Below are 7274 nucleotides of genomic sequence, written 5' to 3' on the forward strand. Positions count from 1 at the left end.
CCGCCGCTGCACGTCCGGGCACGCCGGGCCCAGGTTGATCTGACCCTGATACGCCGGTGGGCGCAGGGCGGCGCCTCGTAGAATGCGTGGATGAGCTATGTCGTCCTGGCACGCAAATACCGTTCGCGCAATTTCGAGGAAATGGTCGGCCAGGACCACGTGGTGCGCGCCTTGACCCACGCGCTGGAACAAGGTCGCCTTCACCACGCCTATCTGTTCACCGGCACCCGCGGCATCGGCAAGACGACCGTCTCGCGCATCCTGGCCAAGTGCCTGAACTGCGTGGGGCCGGACGGCAACGGCGGCATCACCGCCCAACCTTGCGGCGTGTGCACCGCCTGCCGCGAGATCGATGCGGACCGCTACATCGACTACACCGAGCTGGATGCCGCCAGCAACCGCGGTATCGACGAAGCGCGCGACCTGATCGAGCGCGCTTCCTACAAGCCGAGCGTCGGCCGCTTCAAGGTCTTCATGATCGACGAAGCGCACCAGTTGACGAAAGACGCGTTCAACGCGCTGCTGAAGACGCTGGAAGAGCCGCCCGAGTACCTGAAATTCGTGCTCGCGACGACCGACCCGGAGAAGATGCTGCCCACGGTGCTCAGCCGTTGTCTGCAGTTCAACCTGCGGCCGATGGCGCCCCAGACGGTGGCGGAGCATCTGCAGAACGTGCTGGCCAAGGAAAGCGTGCCGGTCGAGCCCGGGGCACTGCGCCTGCTGTCTCGCGCCGCGCGGGGCTCGATGCGCGATGCGCTGTCGCTGACGGACCAAGCCATTGCCTACGGTGGCGGCAAGCTCGAAGAGACCGCTGTGCGGGCGATGCTGGGCAGTGTCGATCGTCGGCACGCCCAGCGCCTGATCGAGGCCCTGGCCGCGCGCGATGGCCGCAGCCTGCTGACGGAAGCCGAGGGATTGCGCAGCCAGGGTTTGTCGGCAGCGGGCACGCTGGAGGAAATGGCACGCCTGCTGCAACAGATGGCGATTGAGCAGGCCGTGCCGGGCGCACTGGACGCGACCGACCCCGACACCGAGGCCGGGCGGCAGCTGTCGCCGCTGTTGGCGCCGGATGAAACGCAGCTGCTCTACAGCATGGTGCTGCAGGGCCGAGCCGAGCTGAGCCTGGCGCCGGACGAATACGCCGGCCTGGTGATGGTGCTGCTGCGGTTCCTGGCATTTCCCGCCGGTGGTGGCGATGCGCGCGCCGAGCGCCCGGCCGGGGCGGGGGCGGCCTCGCCCTCTTCGGCGGCCTTGCAGGCACGCGTGTCGGAACGGGCGCGCGCTCCGGTTCCACCGGCCGCCATGCCGCCGTCACGCCCACCCGCGGCGGCCGTGCCCGCGAATCCGCCGGGCCCTTCAGCGAACGCGCCGGCGGCCAGGGTGGCTGCTCAGATGCCAGGCCAGACGCTGTCCCATACGTCCACCACGGCGGCGGCCCCGGCTCCGACGGCAACGCGGCCTGTCGCCCCTGCTGCAGCGGCGGCCCCGGCGGCGGCTGCTCCAGTGCCGGCGCCCACACCTGTCTCGGCCCGGCCCAAGCCGGCGTCGGCACCTGCGGCGGATGAGCCGCCGCCCTGGATGGACGAGGCACCGTTCGAGGGCGAGGAGGCCGCCGCGCCCCGAGCTGCGCGGCCGCAGGCCCCGGATGATGGCGCCGCCCCGACCGACGACGAAGGCTTGCCGCCTGTGCCGCCGCCGGTCGCCGCAGCCCCGGTGCTCGCCACCACGTCCATCCCTGAAGTGCGGCGTACACCCCTGGGCGACCGCTGGGCCGAAGCCGTGGGCACCTTGCTGGCGGCCAACGCCATCTCGGCACTGGCGCGCGAACTGGCGATGCAGGCTGAATTGATCGCGATCGACGCGGGTGACGATGGCATCGAACGCTGGACGCTGAAGGTCGAGCGCGAGACGTTGCGGGCGCCGACGCTGGCAGACAAGCTGCAGACGGCTCTCGCGACCCACACCGGCGCCAAGGCCCGGCTGGAGGTCGTGGCAGGGGTGCCCGGTGATTCACCGGCGCGCCGCGAGGCCGAATCGGCCGCGTTGCGACAGCGCGATGCCGAGAACATCATTCACAACGATCCCCTGGTCCAGTCGCTGCTGGCGCAGTTTTCGACCGCGCGCATTGTGCCCGGCTCGATACGGCCTGCCTGAGGCCACCAACACCTTTTCACCGAACCACTTTCGAGGACGTACACCATGATGAAGGGTCAACTCGCCGGCCTGATGAAGCAGGCCCAGGCCATGCAGGACAACCTGCGCAAGGCGCAGGAAGAGCTGGCGACGATCGAGGTCGAGGGCCAGTCGGGCGCTGGCCTGGTGAAGGTCGTGATGACCTGCAAGAACGACGTGAAGCGCGTCACCATCGATCCGAGCCTGCTGGCCGACGACAAGGACATGCTGGAAGACCTCGTGGCGGCTGCCTTCAACGATGCGGCGCGCCGCGCCGAGGCCACCACGCAGGAAAAGATGGGCAAGCTGACCGCCGGCATGCCGCTGCCCCCTGGCATGAAGATGCCGTTCTGATCCGCGCATGACGACCAGTCACCTCGACGCGCTGGTCGATGCGCTGCGCAAGCTGCCCGGCGTGGGGGTGAAATCCGCGCAGCGCATGGCGTTTCATCTGCTGCAGCACGATCGCGCCGGCGCGCAGCAATTGGCGCGTGCCTTGGACGAGGCCGTTCGCGGCGTGCGCCACTGCGCGCGCTGCCACACCTTCACCGACCAGGCGCTTTGCGCCATCTGCAGCGACACCCATCGTGACGCGCGCCAGCTGTGTGTGGTCGAGACGCCCGCCGACCAGGCGGCGCTCGAGCGCACCGGCAGCTACCGCGGGTACTACTACGTGCTGATGGGGCGCATCAGCCCGCTGGACGGCATCGGGGCCAGTGCGCTGGGCGCTGCCGGCCTGATGGCCCGTGCGACCGAGGGTGATGTGGAAGAGGTGATCCTAGCCACCAGCTTCACCGCGGAAGGTGAAGCCACGGCGCACGTGTTGTCCGAAGGCCTGAAGGCCCGCGGCTTGAAGGTCACTCGGCTCGCCCGTGGGGTGCCCGCAGGCAGTGAGCTGGAATACGTCGACCTGTCGACCATCGCGCACGCGCTGGTCGACCGGCGCTGAGTTGCGTCAAGCGCGCACCGGTCGTTGCCGGTGGCGCCGTGGGCGAGCGCCGTCCCGCCTTACTTGCGTGTCATCCTGACGGGGCCGGCTTTCGGGGCCGCCGCCGAACGCGCCACCGGGCGGGCCGCCGCCTTGCCGGCAGATCGTGTGGAAGGCGCGGCGGCAGTGCGCGTCGTGCTCTTGCCTGACACATAGACGACGATCGTGCTGCCCGCCTTGAAGCGGCCGTTGGCCGACGTCTTGTTCCACTGCGCCACCTGGGAAGCCGACACGCGATAGCGCTGCGCCACCGAGGCCACCGTTTCCCCGCGCTTGCCAGCGCGCAGCGTCAGGCGCTTCAGTGGCGGCGCATCCGGCGCAAAGGCGAGCACCGCGTTGTCGGCCAACTGCTCGGAGACATCCGTGTCGCGATTCGGGCTGCGGTGCACCAGCAGCGTCGAGCCCGCCTTCACCAGCATGCGCGGCGGTATGCGGTTCACCTCGCGCAGCGTCGCCTCGCTCATGCCCACCTGCTTGGCTGCATCGGCGGGGCGCAGCGTCTTGGGCGCCACCCAGGCCGTCCAGGTGGCCAGCGCGCCGTGGTGGTTGGCGATCGCCTTCACGAACAGGTTCGCGTTGTCGTAGGGCAGCAGGATCTGCTCAGTGCCCGCAGCCAGGATCACCGGCTTGTTCATCTGCGGGTTCAAAAAGCGGAACTCTTCAAGTGACACGTCGGCCAGCTTGGCGGCCAGCGCCACATCGATGTCGCGCTCGATCGGCACGGCCAGGAAGTAAGGGTGGTTCTGCAGCTCAGGCAGCTCCAGCCCGAAAGCTTCGGGGCGCATGACGATGTTTTTCACGGCCTGCAGCTTGGGCACGTACATGCGGGTTTCGTCGGGCATGCGCAGGCTGAGGTAATCGGTCGGCAGGCCCGCTTTCTCATTGCGCGCAATGGCGCGCTGCACATTGCCTTCGCCCCAGTTGTAGGCGGCCAGAGCCAGGTGCCAGTCGCCGAACATCTTGTACAGGCGGCTCAGGTAGTCGAGCGCCGCACGCGTCGAGGCGAGCACGTCGCGCCGTTCATCGCGGAAGATGTTCTGCTTGAGGTCGTAGTCCTTGCCGGTCGACGGGATGAACTGCCACATGCCCGAGGCACGCGCCACCGACTGAGCTTGAGGGTTGAACGCGCTCTCAATGAAGGGCAGCAGCGCCAGCTCCATCGGCATGCCGCGCTTGTCCAGCTCTTCGGCCACATGGAAGAGGTAGCGGCTGCCGCGCTCGGTCATGCGTTGAACGTAATCGGGGCGTTGCGCGTACCACTGCTCGCTGCGGCGCACGAGGTCGGTGTCGATGTCGGGCATCGCGAAGCCGGTGCGAACGCGGGCCCACAAGTCCACCCGCGCCTTGTCGTCAAAGAGATCGACCGGCCGTCCGGGCTCGACCGGGTCGATGGGTTTGGCGACGAAGCTCTCGTCGCTCTCGGACGGAGGGGGCAGGTTGTCGACCGCCACCACCGTGGTGTTCGCGGGTGCGGCCGGCGCTTCGATCGCGCCGGCCGCGGGCGGGGCGCTGGTGATCGCATCAACCACCGTGGTCTGGCCATTGGGCGTGGCACAACCAGTGAACCAGGGGGTGAGGGCCAGGGCCAGCCAGAGGGTGGCCAGCGTCGGCCGACGGACGGTGTGAAGTTTCTTCATCGGTAGTTGTTCTTCCATTCGCGCAGTGCGGCAAAGACCTCGATGGGGCCGGTGCCGTTCGCGCCATGTGCCGCTGCCGTCTCGACCAAGGCCGGCTCGGTGCAACGCATGAAGGGGTTGATCAGTCGCTCCAGTCCGATGGTGGATGGCAGCGTGGCTTGGCCCTGGGCGCGCAGCGCCTCGCAATGGGCGAGGTGTTGAGTCACCGCGGTATTGCCGGGTTCCGCAGCGTGCGCAAATCGGAGATTGGACAAGGTGTACTCATGGGCACAGCACACGCGGGTGGCCGACGGCAACGCGGCCAGTGCCGCCAGCGAGGCATGCATCTGAGCGGGTGTGCCTTCGAAGAGCCGGCCGCAGCCGCCAGAGAACAAGGTATCGCCGCAAAACAGCAGCGGCCCTCCAGGGGCCGCTTCGGCGTAGTAGGCGATGTGCCCGGCGGTGTGACCCGGTACATCCAGCACCGCGAAGTCGATGCCCTGCCATCGCACATGTTCGCCCGCCTGATGGGGCACCACGGGCACTGGCATGGCCTCGCGCGCCGGGCCATGCACTGGGCCGCGCAACACCGCTTGCAGTTCAGCCAGGCCGCCCACGTGATCACCGTGGTGATGCGTCACTAGAATGCCAGTCAACGCGAGCCCAAGCCGGCTCAGCGCGTCGAGCACCGGCGCCGCGTCACCCGGATCGACGACGAGGGCCTCACGGCCATCGTGGAGCATCCAGATGTAGTTGTCGGCGAAGGCGGGCAGGGCGACCAGATTCATGACGCAAATCGAGTCAATTATAGAGTTGGGGCTCTGGTTGACGACCCCTCCCGGCCGGTATCTGCTGGCCTGGGAACAAGAGCGCCTGGACCAGGCGGTGACCGACATCTTTGGTTTCCACGCGTTGCAGTTGGGTCTGCCTGAAATCGACGGCCTGCGCAGCAATCGCATGCCGCATCGATGGATCGCCAGTGACAGCCTCACCTGGCCCGATGCGATCGACATGCCACCCTCACTGGACGAGTATGGCGAGCCTTTGTCGATCGGGCCGGCGCCCGTCGCCCTGCATTGCGAACCCGATGCCCTGCCCTTCGGGGATCAAGTCCTCGATCTGGTGGTGATGCCGCACACGCTGGAGATGGCCGCAGACCCGCACCGTGCATTGGCCGAGGTGGCGCGGGTGCTGCGACCTGAAGGCAAGGTCGTAATCGTCGGGTTGAATCCTGCGAGCCTGTGGGGTGCGCGTCAGCGCCTTGGCCATGCGCGCCTGAAGCTGGCGGGCGGGCAGCGCAGCCTCTTTCTGCCCCGTGCCGGTGAGTTCATTGGCTACTGGCGACTGCGTGATTGGCTGCGCCTGCTGGGCTTTGAGATCGAGGCAGGCCGATTCGGCTGCTGGCGGCCGCCGATGGCGTCCCAGCGGTGGCTGGACCGTTTTGGTTGGATGGACCGCATCGGCGCCCACTGGTGGCCGGTGTTCGGTGCCGTCTATTGCGTGGTGGCCGTCAAGCGGGTGCGCGGCATGCGCCTGATCGGGCTGGCGCGCAGCGAGCGTGGGGTACCCAAGACCGCGCCTGCACCGGTGGCGTTGAACCGCCATCAGATTCATCGTGAAAGAGAAGGAAACCAGTGACAGAAGAAGCGACCGACGTGACGATCTACACCGACGGGGCCTGCAAGGGCAACCCGGGGCCGGGCGGTTGGGGCGCCTGGCTGAAGGCGGGTGAGCACGAGAAGGAAATGTTCGGCGGCGAAAAGCTGACGACGAACAACCGGATGGAAATGACGGCGGTGATTGAGTCGCTGGGCAGCTTGAAGCGCCGTTGTCGCGTGGCGATCTACACCGACAGCGAGTACGTGAAGAACGGCATCACGACCTGGATCCACAACTGGAAGCGCCGCGGCTGGCGAACGGCCGACAACAAGCCGGTGAAGAACGCCGAGCTGTGGCAGAAGCTCGATGAACTGGTGCAGCAACACCAGGTCAGCTGGCATTGGGTGAAGGGGCACGCGGGTGACCCGGGCAACGAGCGCGCCGATGCGCTGGCCAACAAGGGCGTGACGGCCGCCAACGTCAGGTAGCCTGGCTGCTGAGGCAGGGCCGCTAGCCTGGATATTTCGCGAGTGAGCGGTCGGCAGCCCTGATTCCGAGGGCGTTGTTAGAGGTATCTGACGCCAATAACGACGCCTGTTGAGGAGAGGGCTGCCAATGCCAAAGTGTACGGATGCGCCGATGCTGATCGGCAAGGTGGGGCGCCGGGTGGTGCAGGCGGGCTTTGACGGTGGGGACATCGTCAGCGACGGCGGCGTGATGCTGCTGCGCCAGGCCGACGAGCGCATCGGCCTGACTCGATCGGCGGCCAGGGTGTTTGCCGATGGTCGCCGCGCCGCGAGCGTGCGCCACAGCATTCACAGCCTGCTGGCACAGCGCGTGTACGGGCTGTGCTGCGGCTGGGAAGACGTGTCGGACCACAACACGCTGCGCCGGGACCT

At 67.7% G+C, this 7274-nt stretch carries 8 protein-coding genes; 6 read left to right on the top strand and 2 right to left on the bottom strand.

Features of this window, described 5'->3' with window-relative positions:
* Positions 1 to 90 precede the first annotated feature (90 nt).
* Genes dnaX through recR form a run of 3 tightly spaced genes read left to right on the top strand, consistent with a single transcriptional unit; the run spans position 91 to position 3121 of the window.
* A complete protein-coding gene (gene dnaX, locus AACH06_RS21180; protein ID WP_341427759.1) occupies positions 91 to 2154 on the top strand; it encodes a DNA polymerase III subunit gamma/tau in 2064 nt (687 codons plus the stop codon).
* A gap of 45 nt (positions 2155 to 2199) precedes the next feature.
* The gene (locus AACH06_RS21185; RefSeq protein ID WP_341427760.1) at positions 2200 to 2526 is read left to right on the top strand and encodes a YbaB/EbfC family nucleoid-associated protein; all 327 of its coding nucleotides are present in this window, start codon (positions 2200 to 2202) and stop codon (positions 2524 to 2526) included.
* A gap of 7 nt (positions 2527 to 2533) precedes the next feature.
* Positions 2534 to 3121, top strand: a complete 588-nt coding sequence (gene recR / locus AACH06_RS21190; RefSeq protein ID WP_341427762.1) for a recombination mediator RecR — start codon at positions 2534 to 2536, stop codon at positions 3119 to 3121.
* Between the two features lie 59 nt (positions 3122 to 3180).
* Here recR and AACH06_RS21195 read toward each other — a convergent pair whose 3' ends face one another.
* On the bottom strand, positions 3181 to 4797 hold the full coding sequence (locus tag AACH06_RS21195; RefSeq protein ID WP_341427763.1) for a transglycosylase SLT domain-containing protein: 1617 nt from the start codon (positions 4795 to 4797) through the stop codon (positions 3181 to 3183).
* A complete protein-coding gene (gene gloB / locus AACH06_RS21200) occupies positions 4794 to 5564 on the bottom strand; it encodes a hydroxyacylglutathione hydrolase (protein WP_341427764.1) in 771 nt (256 codons plus the stop codon). The genes AACH06_RS21195 and gloB overlap by 4 nt, the downstream gene beginning before the upstream one ends.
* Between gloB and AACH06_RS21205 the strand changes: the two genes are divergently transcribed.
* From AACH06_RS21205 to AACH06_RS21215, 3 genes are all read left to right on the top strand, one after another.
* Positions 5563 to 6414, top strand: a complete 852-nt coding sequence (locus AACH06_RS21205) for a class I SAM-dependent methyltransferase (RefSeq protein WP_341427765.1) — start codon at positions 5563 to 5565, stop codon at positions 6412 to 6414. The two genes, gloB and AACH06_RS21205, sit on opposite strands and share 2 nt — an antisense overlap.
* Before the next feature lie 17 nt (positions 6415 to 6431).
* The gene (gene rnhA, locus AACH06_RS21210) at positions 6432 to 6863 is read left to right on the top strand and encodes a ribonuclease HI (RefSeq protein ID WP_341427766.1); all 432 of its coding nucleotides are present in this window, start codon (positions 6432 to 6434) and stop codon (positions 6861 to 6863) included.
* A 127-nt stretch (positions 6864 to 6990) separates the two neighbouring features.
* Positions 6991 to 7274, top strand: a 284-nt coding sequence (locus AACH06_RS21215) for a transposase (protein WP_341427767.1), incomplete at its 3' end; no start/stop codon positions are given.

This window comes from Ideonella lacteola (assembly GCF_038066555.1).
Lineage (GTDB): Bacteria > Pseudomonadota > Gammaproteobacteria > Burkholderiales > Burkholderiaceae_C > Ideonella > Ideonella lacteola.